Below are 14,022 nucleotides of genomic sequence, written 5' to 3'. Positions count from 1 at the left end.
CTGGACTGTTATGTGCGAGTTTCCCGGCTCAGCACATCAGCGACCCATTGGTTGATGCTCTTGTGAGCGAGTTCAGCTCTGACCGCAACCGTTGCGTGCAACTCTGGCTCCAGTCGCAGGCTGAGCTTGCCGGAGTAAGGCTTTTGCGGCTGGCGATTCAGCTTGGCGCAGGTATCGAGATAGTCATCGACGGCTTCCTCGAAGGCGGCGCGCAATTCCTGAACGGACTCGCCATGAAAGCCCACCACATCACGAATGCCTGCGATGTGTCCCACGAATAGATTGTCTTCGTCACTGTAATTGATGCGGGCTGCATAGCCCTTGTAGGTCATTGCATTCATGGGGTAACTCCTGCTTGCTCAAGGAAGGCCCGTGCGTCACGTACCTGATACGGCTCTTACTGGAGTAGATGGCCTTCAGGGTGCTGCGCTGCTTGCGATATATGATATCAAATAGTAATACCGTGATGGCACACTTGGGCGGCTCCAGCCCTGCTCGAGGCGGGTATAATCAAGGCTTGTATCGTGATGCGATACGCGATACAATTTTCGCAAGCAGCAAGTGGGGGCGGCCAGTGATTAAAAGTTTTTGCCATAAGGGGCTGAAGAAGTTCTTCACTACCGGCAGCACCGCCGGTATTCAGTCGCCCCATGTGCCGAAACTTCGCCGTCAGTTGAGCCGACTCAACGCCTGCGCTTCACCTCAGGAGATGGACGTCCCCGGTTGGAAGTTTCATCCCCTCAAAGGTGACTTGGCCGGTCACTATTCCGTGTGGGTGAATGGTAACTGGCGACTCACTTTCGCATTCGAGGACGGCGATGCCATTCTCGTGGATTATCAGGACTACCATTAGGAGGTCGCTATGGAGATGTTCAATCCTCCTCACCCCGGGGAAACCCTGCGTGAGGATGTACTCCCGGCTTTGGGGCTCAGCGTCAGTGAAGCGGCTCGCCAACTCGGCGTATCCCGGGTAGCTCTGTCTCGTGTTCTCAACGGCAAGGCTGCCATTTCCATCGAGCTGGCCCGTCGCCTTGAGGTCTGGCTCGGCGGCCTGGAGCGTGGAGCGCGTGCTGAAACATGGCTCCGCGAGCAGATTCAGTATGATCTGTGGCAGGCACGTCAGCAGGGCGACATTACTGACATCCATGCCGTTGTTTGACGTGTAGCCCCTAAAATCCGGCCATTAAAAACCTTCGAGGAGGGGGCTGCCGGGAACTATTACTCTTGTGATCCGGTATCAGAGAGGAAACACATTTTAAAGCCCAGGATCAGTTGTGACGAAGGTCACAAAGAGCTACATTCGATACTACAATAAAAATGCATAAGGATTTGCCGTGACCCGCCTGGAGCGTCTTTACCGTATCCACGGTTTGTTGCGTAACGCCCGGCAACCGGTGCCAATGCGGCGTTTCGTCGAGGAACTGGGGGTAACTCGTAATACCATTACCCGGGATTTTGAGTATCTCAGGGACTTCTTTGCTGCGCCCATCGTTTACGACCGGGACCGTAACGGCCATTACTACGACCCGGAAGCTCCGGAGTTCGAACTGCCCGGTTTCTGGATGAACGCCAGCGAGCTCTACGCACTGCTGGCCTGCGAACAATTGCTGGAAACGGTACAGCCGGGCCTGATGGCTCAGCGATTGACTCCGATTCGCCAGCGGATCCAGAAATTGCTGGGGGATGCCAGCGAGCATGAAACCAGGCTGGGCCAGAAAGTCCGACTGCTTCCTGTCCTGCAACGACCGGTCGACAACCCCGTCTTTATCGGCATCGCCGATGCCACCCTCGGCAATACTTGCCTGCGCATTCGCTATCGGGCCCGCAGCCATGACGGATCCGGAGAGCGCACGGTACACCCACAGCGGCTTCTTCATTATCGCCACAACTGGTATCTGTTGGCCTACTGCGAGCAAGCCGGTGACTTGCGCCTTTTCTCTCTCGATCGAATAGATATGCCGCGGATGGACGACCGCCCCTACAAACAGATCGACGCTGAATCTCTGGAGGCATTCATCGGCGACAGCTTCGGCCTCTTCTCCGGCGCGCCGTCCAACAGGGCAGAACTGCGTTTCTCCCCACGCGCCGCCCGCTGGGTCGCCGACGAACTCTGGCATCCGGACCAGCGAGGAGAATGGCGGGATGACGGTTACTACCTTTGGGTGCCGTACTCGGATCCCACGGAGCTGATCATGGAAGTATTGCGGCATGGGCCGGATGTGAAAGTGTTGGGGCCGCTGGAATTACGGGTGGCAGTGCGGGAGCGTTTGGAGGGGGCGTTGATGGGCTACGTCGGAAAATCGGGCAAATGATCGGGGCACAGTATGGACAGCCCCAATTCCTTCGCTCTGGCCAGAAGTTTTTTGTCGAAGGCCGCGAAAGTCATGACTTGCCGCGCAGGTTTGACACTTCTCAAACGATCCGCGCAAGCCAAGTGAATACTGTCATAGCCCCTCAGTCCGTAGCGCATGGCCAAGTCTCCGGCTCGCCGTACCAGGGACATGTCCGCGTTAATGGTTCGGATACTGCCCCAATCCCGTTCGAATTGTTCCAGGTGCCCAGGCAATTCGCTATCCGTGATTCGCTGCATCCGGTGCGCCATGGCGAAGGCCGCCCGCATTTCGGCATAAGTGATCAGATGAGTGCAGATGATATTGGCCTCATCAACGGCCTTTTGAGTTGCGCTCCGACCTTTCCCGTCGAGATACAGCTTCAAGAAAGCGGAGGTGTCCAGATACAAAATCATCCGCGAACCCAGTCTATTAAATCATCGGTGACAGGTGTGTCAGGACGGGCAGGGGAAGGAACAAATGCGCCTTGTGGCTTCCCGCTGGGAGATTCCGGAGGGTTCATCCAGGACAGAGCGTCAAGACGCTCAATGAAAGCCTCGTCTGTTTCTGGCTGGGCGTTCGCGGCTGTGAGATGGGCTATAACCCGGCCGTGTGAGGTCACGCGGATATCCTCACCTGCCGCCGCGCGGCGCAGATACTCGGAAAGGTGGTTTTTAAGGTTGCGTACTGAGACATCCATAAGGAAAGTCGAATTGTGGCTTCACCGATGGAGGTTGTAGCCTCGGAACTGTCTATATGTCCAGTGATGCGACCATGAAGGCAGTGGCGGGTTTAGAGTCGCATCCAAGGAAGAAACGTGGGGACTGATGTTTTGATCGCATTGATTAAAGGTCAACGTGACTTAAGTTGTGAGGTGAGGAATGTTGAGGAGCAAGAAAGTGACGGCCAGAGCCCCGTCGCAATGGATTCCCTATCAAGACTGCCCGGCAAAGTCTTTTGATAATAATGGCAAGACTGAGTTAGGGCGGACCGTAGAGAATCACTGCCGTATTGTGGGGGAGGTCGCGAAAGAGCTGATCCGGCGTTCTCCAATGGCGGAGTTGTTCCCCGTGGGGGCGGCGTTTACTGCAGCGACACACGATATTGGCAAGGTCAGCCCTACCTTCTACAACAAGATCATGAATGCTTGCTCTGGAGAGTTGCTCACCAATGTAAATTTTGAGCTGGAAAGAACATGGAACGGTCATGCTGGCGTCAGCCAATTGACAGCCAAGCAACTTACGGCGCCGGAATATATACCGGAAATTTTGGGTCAACATCATGGCTTTTCACCGGCAGTTGCCGGGCTGCGTGCGAATGACGGCAACTTCGGCGGGGAAGCTTGGCAGAAAGAAAGAGAGAAGTTGGTTGCCGCTTTGCAGGAAGCGTTGGGGGAAACCTGGCCGAAAGTAGAGTCGCCTGCACAGGCAAGATTGTTGGCTGGGTTGACATCTGTTTCCGACTGGATTGGCTCAGGCTATCACTTCGAAGATCCGCGTGAACCATGGGAAAACAAAATAACAGAGGCAGTGGATGACGCGGGTTTCGTGCCTGTTTCTTACCGGCAAGGAATGAGCTTTGACGAAGTTTTCGGGTTTTCACCACGGCAGGCGCAGTCCATATTGATTGAGCAGGTTTCAGGACATGGAGTATATGTGTTGGAAGCTCCGATGGGGCTGGGGAAAACGGAGGCCTCGCTATATGCTGCCTACCGGATGCTGGAACGTGGGCAGGCCAGTGGTATTTATTTTGCGCTCCCTACACAACTGACTTCTAATAAGATTTACGAGCGGTTTCAGGCATTTCTGGAACAGGTCTTGGCGGAGGATTGTGGCCATCGTTCCCTTCTACTGCATGCCAATGCCTGGCTGTTTGAAAAGGATATGGGCGAGGAGGGCCGCCCCGGAGGGGCCTGGTTCAACCAGAGCAAACGGGGTCTGCTCGCACCCTTTGCGGTGGGTACGATCGATCAGGCGCTCATGGCAGCCATGAACGTCAAACATGGTTTTGTCCGGGCATTTGGTCTGACGGGCAAGGTCGTGATTCTCGATGAGGTGCATACTTACGACGCCTATACCAGTACTTTACTGGATGCGTTGATTGAATTGCTGCGGCAACTGGGCTGTACCGTCATCATTCTCAGTGCCACCTTGAATCAGGAGCGGCGGCAAGACTTGCTGAAGCGTGAATGCAGGTCAATGGATTACCCCTTGATCACGGCTAGCCGAAATAAGGACACACAAGGGGTAAAAGAAGTCCGTGTCCCGGCAGGGAAAAACAAGCAATACCAAATTACCTTGCAATCAGACGAGCTGCTTGCTGTCGAGCAAGCCTTGCGGCGAGCAGAGCAGGGGCAACAGGTGTTGTGGATTGAGAATACAGTCAAGGAAGCACAGCAGCGTTATCTGGATATCGCTGGCCGCGCAACGGAGCTGGGCATTGCCTGCGGCCTGTTGCATTCGCGTTTCACGGTGGCGGACCGCCAGCGAATCGAAGAAAAGTGGGTCAATCTCTATGGCAAGGCGGGATGGAGGCAGCGTCAGCAGCAGGGGCGGATTTTGGTGGGTACTCAAGTGTTGGAGCAATCGCTGGATATCGATGCCGATTTTATGGTTTCTCGATTCGCACCAACGGACATGCTATTGCAGCGTTTTGGCCGTTTGTGGCGTCATCAGGAAACACCCCGTTGCGACCAAGCAACACGGGAGGCTTGGTTGTTGGCGCCTGGTTTGGAAGAAGCCATTGAATCGCCGATGCAACATTTCGGTGCCAGCGCCTATGTTTATAGCCCCTATGTGTTGTGCCGAAGTCTGGAAGTCTGGCAAAACACGGCCTGCGTCTATTTGCCGGAGGATATACGTGATTTGATTGAGCAGACCTATGCCAGCAGAGACGAGCAGGAGAGCATGAACCGTTGGTTGCATGAGCTTGATCATGGCAATCGTCGTACCAAGGGGCGCATAGCCTTGCAGCAATTGGCCAGAATAGGGTTGGCTGAAGGGGGGAATACCCTGCCAGAGAGCAAAGCACAAACACGCTACAGCGAAACTGACAGTTACGAAGTTTTGATTTTACGGGCAATATCCCAAGATGCAGAAAAGGCTCTCTTGACCTTGCTGGACGGCAGTCAGATAGAACTGCCGCTGCAACGGCATAAGTTGCAGAAGCGAGAATGGCGGCAAAGAACCGCCGCTCTTATGCGGCAGATTGTTCATGTTCCCCCCGGCGATAAACCCAAGGCCGTATCGGTGGATACCCTGAAGCGCTTTGCGCTGCATCAGTGTTTTTATCTGGGTAACCCGGATTGGCAGGGCAAGGATGAAAGTATTCTGCATGTAGCGCTGGTGGACGAATCAGACAGCCTGCGGGGCATTGAGAACACAAAGGTTCACGATAAATACAGCCTGGAATATCGAGATGACCTGGGTTACCGGGTAATCAAAAATCAGGAAGCATGACCATGGAAAACCGTTTCAACTTGATCGACGAACCCTGGATACCGGTGGCGGATCATGGCCGGGTCAGCCTCAGGCAGATATTCAAAAGCCCGGAATATCGCAGCCTGGGCGGTAATCCAGTACAGAAAATTGCCATACTGAAACTGCTGCTGGCGATTGCCCAGGCCGCAGCAACCCCAAAAGACGACGTCGAGTGGAAAGAGCTAGGGGCTGATGGCTTGGCGAGGCGTTGTCTGGACTATCTCGATCAATGGTACGACCATTTTTATCTGTATGGGGATAAGCCGTTTTTACAGGTGCCTGCTGTAGCAGAGCTAATAGAAAAGCGGACATCCTCGAAGTTTTCTTCTGCCAAGACTGGCACAAAGAAGAAAGAGGCAGAGTTAGGGGGGAAGCCAAAAAGGTTAGGTGCTGGATTCTATCCAGATATGCCGAGTTCAAATAACACCATGCTTTCGCATACCCTTTTCGAGAGAAACCTTGATGATAAAGATAAGGCTCTTTTTGTTGTTATGATCATGAATTTCTCTTTTGGAGGTAAGCGTGTGGAAGCTGATATGAAGTCGCTTGCCGGTAAAGAAATGGGTAGCCGTTATAGCGCACCGGCTGGGCCGAGTTTAGGTGGTTGGATTGGGAATTTACATTCATTTGTTTCTACTGGGTCTGTACTTTCGAGTGTTTGGGTTAATTTAATCACGGCATCTTATATAGAAAAAACAAAAATGTGGGCAAACGGGATTGGAAGACCCGTCTGGGAAGTCTTGCCATCATCAGAAGACTGCGAAATTGCAAAGAGGTACAAGTCATCATACATGGCTGTGTTGGTTTCGATGAGTCGATTTGCTCTATTGAAAGATGAGGGTATTTATTACATGGATGGCATTAATTACCCAAGTATAAAAGAAGGTTGGTTTGAGCCGAGCTTGATACTCGATAGATCTGGCAGTGATATCAAGACGAAGTATGTTGATCCTGATAAAAGACCTTGGCGTGAGCTGGATAGTTTGTTGGCGTTCATTAGTGGGGTGGAAAGTCAAAGTTTTGAGTGCTTATCTCTGAGGATTGGTATTGATAGGGCTCGTGACATTGTTCCTCGGTTTGCAGTCTGGTCTGGAGGATTAAAAGTTAGTGTGAATTCTGGAGATCAATCTGTTAAGCAGAGTGATGATTTTGTTGAATCTCAAGTGTGGCTATATGGAGATGTTTTAGGTGAAAGCTGGTTTGGCCAGCTCAAAAAGGAGATGGATGAGCTTGATACATTATCAAATACTCTTTGGGGGAAAGTGCGTTCCTATTACTCTGCCTTAAAGGCGGATAACGGTAAGGATATTAATAAGACTCCCGCTGGGAAGATGGCTAGAGGTGCTAAAGGGTTGTTTTGGCAACTCTGCGAGAGGGATTTTCAAGAGCTGGTTGATCAATGTGACCAAACTGAGATCGCAGCCACACAGCGCCACAAACTGCGTCAACGCTTTGCCGGTTATGTAAACCAAGCCTACGACAAATTCTGCCCCCGCGAGACGGCCCGGCAACTGGATGCCTGGGCCAAGTGCCGCCCGAATAACAGCAAGTACCTGAAAAAGGAGGCCTGAGGCCATGCAAGACAACCAATCGCCTGCCACATCAGGAAGAGAGCAGAGTTGGGAGCAACGCTTTGTAGAGACAGTGATTGAGCGTTGCCAGAACGACAAGGGATTGGCCGCAAGGCTTCGTCGTGCCGATAGCCCGGCGACGGAATACCAAAGTTGGGAGTTGCTTGGCTGGTTCGGTGTGGATCTCGAGAAAGATTACGAGCGGCTACCCTTTGTTACCATAGCGGCGGCGATTGCCAAATCCAAATCTGAAAGAAACGGTTCACTGCGCCTGGGACAGGCCATTGCCAGCTGTTACAAAGAAGGGAACAAGGATGACCAGGCGAAAGCTCGCTTGCGACGATTGCTGGCATGCAATGACCTGGCTGAAGTATGTCGTATTCTGAGACCAGTTCTGACGTTGGTTGATAGCCGAGTCGGTCAACCGCTGGATTATGTTCGCTTGTTGCGCCAGTTGCGTTTCTTTGGTTTCGAGTCAGGACAGCGCACCAAAACGCAATGGGCCCAGGAATTTTACGGGCAACCCGTCGATGCCGATAAAGAGGAGGGAGCTACATGACCATGATTGCCAGTGTCCTGCATTTGGACCGCCGTGCGGTGAAGGCATTGCGTATTACCGACGCTTACTCTCTTCATCGGGTGGTTTACAGCCTTTATGAAGATGTTCGCGATACCAAGCAAAAGCAGGCCAGCACAGCCAGCGGCATTCTCTATGCCGATCAAGGGGGCGATGTGCGGGGCCGCAAGATTCTGATGCTGGCCAATCGCGAGCCAATGGATACCGTGGAAGCCCAGCATGGCGAAGTCCGCAGCAGGCCAATTCCGGATGACTTCCTGGAACACGACCGGTACCGCTTCAAGGTGATCGTCAACCCAACCCGCCGTGATAGCGCCAGCCGAAAGTTGCTGGCCGTGCGCGGACGCGAGGAAGTTGCTCAATGGTTTATCGAGCGTGCAAACAACAGCTGGGGATTTGAAGTGGCGCCACAGCAATTGCAGGTAGACAAAATCGAAGTACTGCAATTCAAGGACAAGCAGAAGCGCAAGGTCACGATCGGGCAGGCTCACGTTCAGGGGATGCTACGGATCACCGAAAAGGAACGGTTCGTCAATAGTTTTGCCCAAGGTATTGGTCGGGCTCGAGCCTATGGCTGTGGCTTGCTGCAGATCGTTCCAGTAATTGAAAACCCCTTTGGTTGACACTCTTTATCGAGTTCTCTTTATTTAAATACAAGGAAAACCGACATGACTAACGCTTATACCAACACTCGCATCGAATACCACATCCTGCAATCTTTCCCGGTAACTTGCCTGAACCGCGATGATGTCGGTGCGCCCAAGTCCGCCATTGTAGGTGGTGTGCCCCGCGCCCGTGTCAGCTCCCAGTGCTGGAAGCGGCAGGTGCGCTTGGCGATGCAGGAATTCGGCGTCAAGCTGGGTATTCGCACGAAAAAGGCGGAAGAAATTTTCGTCAAGGCATGTCTGGAAGCTGGGGCTTCCGAGGGGCAGGCAGTAGTCTGTGGAGGGAAGATAGCTTCCCAATTGACAGACGATACCTTGCTGTTTGTGAGTGACACGGAAGCGTCAGCCTTTGCGATCTATGCAGCGGAGAAAGAGTTCGACGACAGCAAAATCAAGGATAAGGAATTGGCCAAGGTAGCCAAGAAGGCCTTGAATCCAGCCGAAGATGCCCTGGATATTGCGCTCTTTGGCCGTATGGTGGCAAAAGCGGCGGAAATGAATGTAGAAGCGGCGGCTTCGTTCTCTCATGCCATATCCACCCATAAAGTCAGTAATGAAGTGGAATTCTTCACTGCGCTGGACGATCGGCAGGATGAGCCGGGCTCTGCCCATATGGGTAGCCTGGAATTCAACTCTGCAACTTATTACCGCTATATCAGCCTGGATCTTGGCCAGCTTTGCCAAACTATGGGCGAAGGTGAACTAAAAAAGGCGGTGGAGGCCTTTACGAAGGCGTTGTTTGTTGCAGTTCCCAACGCCCGCCAGACTACCCAGTCAGGTGCCAGCCCTTGGGAATTTGCCCGTGTCATGGTGCGCAAAGGTCAGCGTCTTCAAGTTCCCTTTGAAACCGCTGTTAAGGCACGAGAGGGCGGCTACCTGAACTCCAGCGTTGATGAACTAAAGAGCTATCTCGATAAAAAGGAGAAATTGGCGGGTTCCTTGTTTGGAAAACAAGCTTCCTATGATTGGGGTGAGGATGAAGGTTTCAGTATCGACAACTTGATCGAATCATTGCAAAGCCATGTGGCCTGAGGTGAACCATGAGTGATCCTTATTTGCTGTTATGGCTGGAATCGCCGCTCCAGTCCTGGGGGCATGACTCCAAATTTGGCCGTCGGGACAGTCTCGACTTTCCCACTAAATCTGGTGTGTTTGGGTTGCTGTGCTGCGCCATGGGGGCGGGGGGCAAGCAAACGGAGTGGCTGGAGCAGTGGTCAGACCGCGATATGCAGGTGCAGGCGTTTGTCCTGAGAGATCGCGATGGTAAGCCGTTGCCTCGCCAGCCGATGATGCGAGATTTTCATATGGTCGGCAGTGGCTATGACGACAAAGATCTTTGGCAAAACTTGTTGATTCCGAAAACCAGCGAGGGAAAGAAGCCTAATGGTGCAGGCACCAAGATGACCTACCGCTACTATCTTCAGGACATGGCTTTCGCAGTTGCCTTACAGGGACCGCAGGCGGAATTGGCCAAGCTGGAGGCCGCCTTGCAAAACCCTGTATGGGATTTGTATCTGGGCCGCAAGAATTGCGTACCGACGGAGTTTATTGCTCAGGGCATTCATGCCGATGCGGTACAAGCCTTGGGTAAGGCGTTGGAACTGGCGGAATCCAAGAATCGCCAGCCTACATTCAAGGTGCTACAGGGCGAGCATGATGGGGAGGTATTGACCCTCAACGATGTGCCGCTGCAATTCGGAGAACACAAGCTCTACCGTGATCGCCGCGTGACTGTTTTACCGGCGGCTTGACCATGGCCGCCGGACAGCGCCTGTTCGTCAAAGTTACCCGGGATTCTCTGCCCCAGGTGAAGGACAAGTATCCGTTCCTTTATCTGGAGCGGGGCAGACTGGAAATTGACGATAGCAGCATCAAGTGGATCGATTCAACCAACAATGTGGTGCCTTTGCCGGTAGCCACGCTCAACGCTCTGCTGTTGGGGCCGGGCACCAGCATTACTCACGATGCGGTAAAAACCGCCACTGCTGCCAATTGCTCGGTGTGCTGGGTAGGGGAGGATAGCCTGCTATTCTATGCCGCTGGTTTTTTGCCCACAGCCGATACCCGCAATCTGAAACAACAGATCGAATTGGCCGCTGATCCTGAGAAGTCCGTGGAAGTGGCCCGCCGAATGTTTGCTCGCCGTTTTCCCAATGCCGACCTGGATGGCAAGAGCCTGAAAGAAATGATGGGAATGGAGGGGCACCGGGTCCGGGCGCTATATCAGGCCAAAGCCGAGGAGTATCAGGTTGGCTGGAAGGGTCGCAAGTTCGTTCCGGGAAAGTTCGAGACCGGCGATGTCACCAATCAGGTTCTGACCGCCAGTAACGCGGCGTTGTATGGCATTTTGTGTTCCGCCGTGCACAGCATGGGCTATTCGCCGCACATCGGTTTCATTCATTCCGGTAGCCCCTTGCCCTTCATCTATGATTTGGCTGATCTTTACAAGGAACGTCTGTGTATTGATCTGGCTTTTGCGCTGACCCGCGACATGGCCGGGCGGTACAACAAACATAAGGTGTCTGCTGCGTTTCGGGAACGGGTAATTGAAATGGATCTGCTTGCCAAGCTGTCTGCGGATGTCACGGATATGTTGGGGGGCGGCCGTGCTCGTGGTTCTCGCAAATGACCTGCCACCTGCCGTGCGTGGTCGAATGAAACTCTGGTTCGTTGAACCTCGAGCCAATGTTTTTGTGTCCGGCGTCAAGGATTCGGTTGCTGAAACCGTGATCGCTTACCTGCACAAGCATTGCCCGCCAGAGTCAGGAGTGGTTATGTTCCGCTCTCTCTCCGGGCCGCCAGGCTACCAAGTCCACACTATCGGCCCGACCCGTAAAGCTCTGACCGAGATCAGTGGCTTGCAGTTAGTTATAGAAACCCTGAAATCTTAATAAACCGAAGATATTGTGTTTTCGGCGCAGCTCATTAACAATTTGTTGGTGTCTTCCCCACGCCCGTGGGGGTGTTTCCCACTGACCAGGAGCTGGAGCATCCCCCGTATCGTCTTCCCCACGCCCGTGGGGGTGTTTCCTACTTGACGATCCCTGGCGGCAGCGGGCAGGGGTCTTCCCCACGCCCGTGGGGGTGTTTCCCCGAGGACGTATACGCACGTTCTGGAGGTGGCGTCTTCCCCACGCCCGTGGGGGTGTTTCCTTGATGTACTTGACCTCGATCACCGGGTGCTGGTCTTCCCCACGCCCGTGGGGGTGTTTCTGCCTCATTGTGGGCTTCGGCCAGCTGTTCGTCGTCTTCCCCACGCCCGTGGGGGTGTTTCTAGCATAGGGCGGCCCTTGAGTTAGCCGCCCTAGTCTTCCCCACGCCCGTGGGGGTGTTTCTTCGACGCCTTTGGTGTCAGCGGCCTGACGGCGGTCTTCCCCACGCCCGTGGGGGTGTTTCTTCCTTGCCGTGCCGCTCCATCCAGATTCGATTGTCTTCCCCACGCCCGTGGGGGTGTTTCCGGCCGCCAAGGTGGTGATGCCAGCGGCACCCAGTCTTCCCCACGCCCGTGGGGGTGTTTCCGGATACGGCGTGGCTCTAAAGCGGATCCGGGGGTCTTCCCCACGCCCGTGGGGGTGTTTCTGCTCAAAAAAGGCAGCAAAGGCACAGACCGAAGTCTTCCCCACGCCCGTGGGGGTGTTTCCGACACCAGCGGCAACAAGAACACGGTCCAGGCGTCTTCCCCACGCCCGTGGGGGTGTTTCCTGGTGGCAAGTGGAGAGATTACGAGGTCGATCGTCTTCCCCACGCCCGTGGGGGTGTTTCTCAGCGGAGAACAGCGATGAAATTCATCATCTGGTCTTCCCCACGCCCGTGGGGGTGTTTCCAGTCCAGTCTATACAGGATACCCAACAAGCGTGTCTTCCCCACGCCCGTGGGGGTGTTTCCAGGATCTTGCTGGGGATGTCGAGGGCGGCGGAGTCTTCCCCACGCCCGTGGGGGTGTTTCCTGTTGAGCTGGTGCGAGAGACGGACCGGCCCGGTCTTCCCCACGCCCGTGGGGGTGTTTCTGTGCGGCGCTAACTTCTCGCCTCGCTCTCCGAGTCTTCCCCACGCCCGTGGGGGTGTTTCTGGCCTGGAGGCGCTGGCTGTTCGCGTGCCGGAGTCTTCCCCACGCCCGTGGGGGTGTTTCTAGGTTGTGCGTTGGTGGTGGCCCAGTTCTTTCGTCTTCCCCACGCCCGTGGGGGTGTTTCTATCGGTTCGCGTCCATACGCACCTCCTTGTCTGTCTTCCCCACGCCCGTGGGGGTGTTTCCAAGTAAAGTGGGCAAGCCAGCATGATTGGTTTGTCTTCCCCACGCCCGTGGGGGTGTTTCCGTGGTTGTCTGGCGCGGTGCCATCGTCCGGGTGTCTTCCCCACGCCCGTGGGGGTGTTTCTTGCTGGTGCCCGCTGACGTAGGCGGCTGGACAGTCTTCCCCACGCCCGTGGGGGTGTTTCTGCGCGCGTTCAAACAGCAGGCCATGTCCGACGGTCTTCCCCACGCCCGTGGGGGTGTTTCCCATTTTCGGGATGGAGGCCGCCAGCGCCGCCAGTCTTCCCCTCGCCCGTGGGGGTGTTTCTGGCCCGAGCAAGGCGGCATCTATGCTGGCCTCGTCTTCCCCACGCCCGTGGGGGTGTTTCCGCCGCATCTCTGCCCTCAAGGGCGTGATCACGGTCTTCCCCACGCCCGTGGGGGTGTTTCTGGTGGTCGGTTATGGGGGGCATCTGTGTGATGTCTTCCCCACGCCTGTGGGAGTGTTTCTAACTTGGTGCCCAGGGCGTTGATCTCCTGGAGCGTCGTCTCCACATCCATGTGGAATGCTCGCGTGATCGAATCACCAATAGTATTCATGAGGCTTCCTGTTCCCGGTAGGAAAAACGGCCCCCTCAGGATCAATCAGATGTCGTTGAAGCTGCCGGCAAAGACGTTTGTTGAGCCGGCGTTGAGGGCGGTTCATGAACAGGTTGGTCCACCAGCCTGGTGTACTCATCGCATTATTGGGGCCGGTATAGTGGCGGCGGATACGGCCGTTGTGGTCGCGGTCTTTGGCTTTGTTTTTGATGGACATCGGACATCCTCCAGATGGTTATCTAGAAGATGTCCCGGTAGTAATACCTTGAATGGCAGTGCTCATTCGGGTTTCGAGCCGTTCTGTCTGTCAGGGTGATGGCTGGCCTGGTATTTCGAGCAACGGAATAGAATAGCACTTTGGCGAAGAGGGCCAAGGGGTGGGATTCATTGAGGGTGCAGGCACCTTGAGTCGGTGTTGCCCCGGTGGTGGTTGGTTAAGAGCTTTGCAGTCAAGAGGAACGCGATTCGTGGTTGTTGTCCCACGGTTTTGGGTTGCTCGCTTATACGCAACAACACTGATTCGCTGCCAAGGCAGCTTCCCACAGCGGCGCCGTAGCTTCCTCTATGGAAAAA

15 protein-coding genes and 1 CRISPR repeat array are annotated in these 14,022 nt (G+C 54.6%); of the genes, 11 read left to right on the top strand and 4 right to left on the bottom strand.

What is annotated here, in order from left to right:
• Positions 1-8: 8 nt before the first annotated feature.
• Positions 9-341 carry a type II toxin-antitoxin system HicB family antitoxin gene (locus A6D6_RS02080; protein ID WP_159659780.1) on the bottom strand — a complete coding sequence of 111 codons (333 nt, stop codon included), beginning with the start codon at positions 339-341 and terminating at the stop codon, positions 9-11.
• Between the two features lie 233 nt (positions 342-574).
• Here A6D6_RS02080 and A6D6_RS02075 point away from each other — a divergent pair, with 233 nt between their 5' ends.
• From A6D6_RS02075 to A6D6_RS02065, 3 genes are all read left to right on the top strand, one after another.
• On the top strand, positions 575-853 hold the full coding sequence (locus A6D6_RS02075) for a type II toxin-antitoxin system RelE/ParE family toxin (RefSeq protein ID WP_159659779.1): 279 nt from the start codon (positions 575-577) through the stop codon (positions 851-853).
• 9 nt (positions 854-862) lie between these two features.
• The gene (locus tag A6D6_RS02070) at positions 863-1,159 is read left to right on the top strand and encodes a HigA family addiction module antitoxin (RefSeq protein ID WP_159659778.1); all 297 of its coding nucleotides are present in this window, start codon (positions 863-865) and stop codon (positions 1,157-1,159) included.
• Positions 1,160-1,334: 175 nt separating this feature from the next.
• Complete coding sequence (locus A6D6_RS02065) at positions 1,335-2,312, top strand: helix-turn-helix transcriptional regulator (RefSeq protein WP_159659777.1); 978 nt, start codon at positions 1,335-1,337, stop codon at positions 2,310-2,312.
• On the opposite strand, the gene A6D6_RS02060 is transcribed toward A6D6_RS02065, so the two are convergent.
• Both A6D6_RS02060 and A6D6_RS22120 read right to left on the bottom strand, forming a co-directional pair.
• Positions 2,288-2,746, bottom strand: a complete 459-nt coding sequence (locus A6D6_RS02060) for a type II toxin-antitoxin system VapC family toxin (RefSeq protein WP_159659776.1) — start codon at positions 2,744-2,746, stop codon at positions 2,288-2,290. The genes A6D6_RS02065 and A6D6_RS02060 overlap by 25 nt on opposite strands.
• Positions 2,743-3,030, bottom strand: coding sequence for a type II toxin-antitoxin system Phd/YefM family antitoxin (locus A6D6_RS22120; protein ID WP_159659775.1), 288 nt, complete (start codon positions 3,028-3,030; stop codon positions 2,743-2,745). Before A6D6_RS22120 ends, A6D6_RS02060 begins: the two co-directional genes overlap by 4 nt.
• A gap of 199 nt (positions 3,031-3,229) precedes the next feature.
• On the opposite strand from A6D6_RS22120, the gene cas3 reads away from it, so the two are divergent.
• The 8 genes from cas3 to cas2e are packed head-to-tail and all read left to right on the top strand — an operon-like array spanning position 3,230 to position 11,513.
• Positions 3,230-5,788 (top strand): CRISPR-associated helicase Cas3', encoded by a 2,559-nt coding sequence (cas3, locus tag A6D6_RS02050; RefSeq protein WP_201303682.1) that lies wholly within the window; start codon positions 3,230-3,232, stop codon positions 5,786-5,788.
• Positions 5,789-5,790: 2 nt separating this feature from the next.
• On the top strand, positions 5,791-7,380 hold the full coding sequence (gene casA, locus A6D6_RS02045; RefSeq protein WP_201303681.1) for a type I-E CRISPR-associated protein Cse1/CasA: 1,590 nt from the start codon (positions 5,791-5,793) through the stop codon (positions 7,378-7,380).
• Positions 7,381-7,384: 4 nt separating this feature from the next.
• The gene (gene casB, locus A6D6_RS02040) at positions 7,385-7,939 is read left to right on the top strand and encodes a type I-E CRISPR-associated protein Cse2/CasB (RefSeq protein ID WP_159659772.1); all 555 of its coding nucleotides are present in this window, start codon (positions 7,385-7,387) and stop codon (positions 7,937-7,939) included.
• Entirely contained in the window at positions 7,936-8,580 is a 645-nt protein-coding gene (cas6e, locus tag A6D6_RS02035; RefSeq protein ID WP_159659771.1) for a type I-E CRISPR-associated protein Cas6/Cse3/CasE, read from the top strand. Before casB ends, cas6e begins: the two co-directional genes overlap by 4 nt.
• 45 nt (positions 8,581-8,625) lie before the next feature.
• Positions 8,626-9,654: a type I-E CRISPR-associated protein Cas7/Cse4/CasC gene (gene cas7e / locus A6D6_RS02030; protein ID WP_159659770.1), complete on the top strand. Its 1,029-nt coding sequence runs from the start codon at positions 8,626-8,628 to the stop codon at positions 9,652-9,654.
• Between the two features lie 8 nt (positions 9,655-9,662).
• A complete protein-coding gene (cas5e, locus tag A6D6_RS02025) occupies positions 9,663-10,373 on the top strand; it encodes a type I-E CRISPR-associated protein Cas5/CasD (protein ID WP_159659769.1) in 711 nt (236 codons plus the stop codon).
• 2 nt (positions 10,374-10,375) lie between these two features.
• The gene (gene cas1e, locus A6D6_RS02020; RefSeq protein WP_159659768.1) at positions 10,376-11,251 is read left to right on the top strand and encodes a type I-E CRISPR-associated endonuclease Cas1e; all 876 of its coding nucleotides are present in this window, start codon (positions 10,376-10,378) and stop codon (positions 11,249-11,251) included.
• Positions 11,202-11,513: a type I-E CRISPR-associated endoribonuclease Cas2e gene (gene cas2e, locus A6D6_RS22115; RefSeq protein WP_369412797.1), complete on the top strand. Its 312-nt coding sequence runs from the start codon at positions 11,202-11,204 to the stop codon at positions 11,511-11,513. The genes cas1e and cas2e overlap by 50 nt, the downstream gene beginning before the upstream one ends.
• A gap of 50 nt (positions 11,514-11,563) precedes the next feature.
• Positions 11,564-13,359: a CRISPR direct-repeat array (repeat unit 28 nt; unit sequence GTCTTCCCCACGCCCGTGGGGGTGTTTC).
• Between the two features lie 73 nt (positions 13,360-13,432).
• Here the strand turns inward: cas2e and A6D6_RS02010 are convergent.
• On the bottom strand, positions 13,433-13,666 hold the full coding sequence (locus A6D6_RS02010; RefSeq protein WP_159659766.1) for a hypothetical protein: 234 nt from the start codon (positions 13,664-13,666) through the stop codon (positions 13,433-13,435).
• Positions 13,667-14,022: the final 356 nt, after the last annotated feature.

This window comes from Alcanivorax xiamenensis (assembly GCF_009846745.1).
Lineage (GTDB): Bacteria > Pseudomonadota > Gammaproteobacteria > Pseudomonadales > Alcanivoracaceae > Alloalcanivorax > Alloalcanivorax xiamenensis.
Note: the sequence above shows the minus strand (reverse complement) of the source record. Positions and strands in the feature narration are given on the sequence as shown.

Excerpts from the sequence above, each read along its gene's own strand:
- A6D6_RS02080 (WP_159659780.1), bottom strand. The coding sequence starts at position 341 with ATGAATGCAATGACCTACAAGGGCTATGCAGCCCGCATCAATTACAGT.
- A6D6_RS02070 (WP_159659778.1), top strand. The coding sequence starts at position 863 with ATGGAGATGTTCAATCCTCCTCACCCCGGGGAAACCCTGCGTGAGGAT.
- A6D6_RS02060 (WP_159659776.1), bottom strand. The coding sequence starts at position 2,746 with ATGATTTTGTATCTGGACACCTCCGCTTTCTTGAAGCTGTATCTCGAC.
- A6D6_RS22120 (WP_159659775.1), bottom strand. The coding sequence starts at position 3,030 with ATGGATGTCTCAGTACGCAACCTTAAAAACCACCTTTCCGAGTATCTG.
- casA (WP_201303681.1), top strand. The coding sequence starts at position 5,791 with ATGGAAAACCGTTTCAACTTGATCGACGAACCCTGGATACCGGTGGCG.
- casB (WP_159659772.1), top strand. The coding sequence starts at position 7,385 with ATGCAAGACAACCAATCGCCTGCCACATCAGGAAGAGAGCAGAGTTGG.
- cas6e (WP_159659771.1), top strand. The coding sequence starts at position 7,936 with ATGACCATGATTGCCAGTGTCCTGCATTTGGACCGCCGTGCGGTGAAG.
- cas7e (WP_159659770.1), top strand. The coding sequence starts at position 8,626 with ATGACTAACGCTTATACCAACACTCGCATCGAATACCACATCCTGCAA.
- cas5e (WP_159659769.1), top strand. The coding sequence starts at position 9,663 with ATGAGTGATCCTTATTTGCTGTTATGGCTGGAATCGCCGCTCCAGTCC.
- cas1e (WP_159659768.1), top strand. The coding sequence starts at position 10,376 with ATGGCCGCCGGACAGCGCCTGTTCGTCAAAGTTACCCGGGATTCTCTG.
- cas2e (WP_369412797.1), top strand. The coding sequence starts at position 11,202 with ATGTCACGGATATGTTGGGGGGCGGCCGTGCTCGTGGTTCTCGCAAAT.
- A6D6_RS02010 (WP_159659766.1), bottom strand. The coding sequence starts at position 13,666 with ATGTCCATCAAAAACAAAGCCAAAGACCGCGACCACAACGGCCGTATC.